General features: G+C 29.8%; 1 protein-coding gene. It reads left to right on the top strand.

The genetic code is table 11. From position 1 onward, the window contains the following. Nucleotides 1–266: 266 nt before the first annotated feature. Nucleotides 267–1,466 (top strand): IS110 family transposase, encoded by a 1,200-nt coding sequence (locus IR151_RS19815; RefSeq protein WP_227437670.1) that lies wholly within the window; start codon nucleotides 267–269, stop codon nucleotides 1,464–1,466. Nucleotides 1,467–1,600 lie beyond the last annotated feature (134 nt).

Here is a 1,600-nt window from a genome sequence, read left to right as displayed (position 1 = left end):
GTTCTTTTTGGTACTATAAAAGTGTAATTGTTTACATCGGAAACGATGATACATTTGCACTTATTTTAATTTATAATATAGGTGTAATTTGTTTGACGAGGTTCTTTTTGGATTAGTAACATCCGGAATAAAAACTGTTAAACATCTCCTTATTATAAAGATTCGATTAAGCAGGTTGAAACCTATAGGCTTTCGTGTAACTAACCAAAATGAATTGTAATAAGTGCAGATGTCTACAATTACAATATAATTATTGAGGTGATCACATGATAAGTGTAGGAATTGATGTATCAAAAGGAAAAAGCACTGTATGTATATTAAAGCCTTATGGCGAAGTAATTAAATCACCATATGAAATTAATCACACTGAAACAGATCTTTTAAATCTGACAAATACTATTTTTAATTTTAAGGAAGAAACAAAGATTGTAATGGAAGCAACTAGTTCATATCATTTGCCAGTACTGAGCTATTTAATAGAAAAGGGCATTTTTGTATCTGTGATAAATCCATTGGTAATGAAAAAATATGTATCAATGACACTAAGAAAAGGTAAAACTGATAAACTAGACTCAATTAAAATAGCAAACTATGGAATAGATAATTGGTTTCGCTTAGACAAATTCAAATTAACAGATGTTGTGTATTCTGAACTTAAGTTGCTTGGAAGACAATATTCTCATTACATAAAAATGAGAATAGAAAGTAAGCTTACGCTTAGCAATATACTTGATCAAACAATGCCAGGCATTAAAAGACTATTAAAAAATAATTCTACAAATCCCGATAGGGATAAATTAAATGACTTTGTTGAAGAGTATTGGCATTTTGATAATATAACAAAAAAGAGTGAGAAACAATTTTCTAATCACTATTTAAAGTGGGCAAAGAAAAAGGGATACCATCAAAATGAAGCTAAGGCTAAAGAGATTTATGCGTTAGCTATAGATGGAATCCCAATTATATCTTCTAGTACTCCATCGACCAAAATGTTAGTACTAGAATCTGTTAGAGTTCTCAAAGAGATAGACAAAACTCTTATGCTAATTTTAACACAGATGAAGGATTTAGCAAAAGGATTAAAAGAGTATGATGTTGTTAGAAATATGTCAGGAGTAGGGGAAACACTTGCACCGCGATTAATCGCTGAAATTGGAGATGTGAGACGATTTAAAAATGGTAAATCACTGATAGCTTATGCTGGCATAGATGCTCCACCTTATGAATCTGGGAATTTTAAAGGTACAAAACGAAGAATCTCTAAAAGAGGATCCGCACTATTAAGAAAGACTGGCTATGAAACTATGAAGTGTATAAAAAGTTATAAACCTAAAGAAGATCCAGTATATTTATTTATGATTAAAAAGGAGTTAGAGGGTAAACCTCCAAAAGTCGCCAAAATAGCAGCATTAAATAAATTTCTAAGAATATACTATGCTAAAGTTAAGGAAATTTACAATGCTTAATATACAATAGTGTTTATTGACTACAGGGCTAAAAAAGAGAAATCTGCTTAGTCTTAATTTTAGTGCAAAAAACTAACAAAAATAATTAATAAAAAATTGCTAAAAACACTTGATTTTACTTAGCAGGTTTTTAT

Origin of the sequence: Clostridioides sp. ES-S-0006-03 (genome assembly GCF_020662275.1) — a bacterium.
Classification (GTDB): Bacteria; Bacillota; Clostridia; order Peptostreptococcales; family Peptostreptococcaceae; genus Clostridioides.
This window is presented reverse-complemented; position numbering and strand designations above follow the sequence as displayed.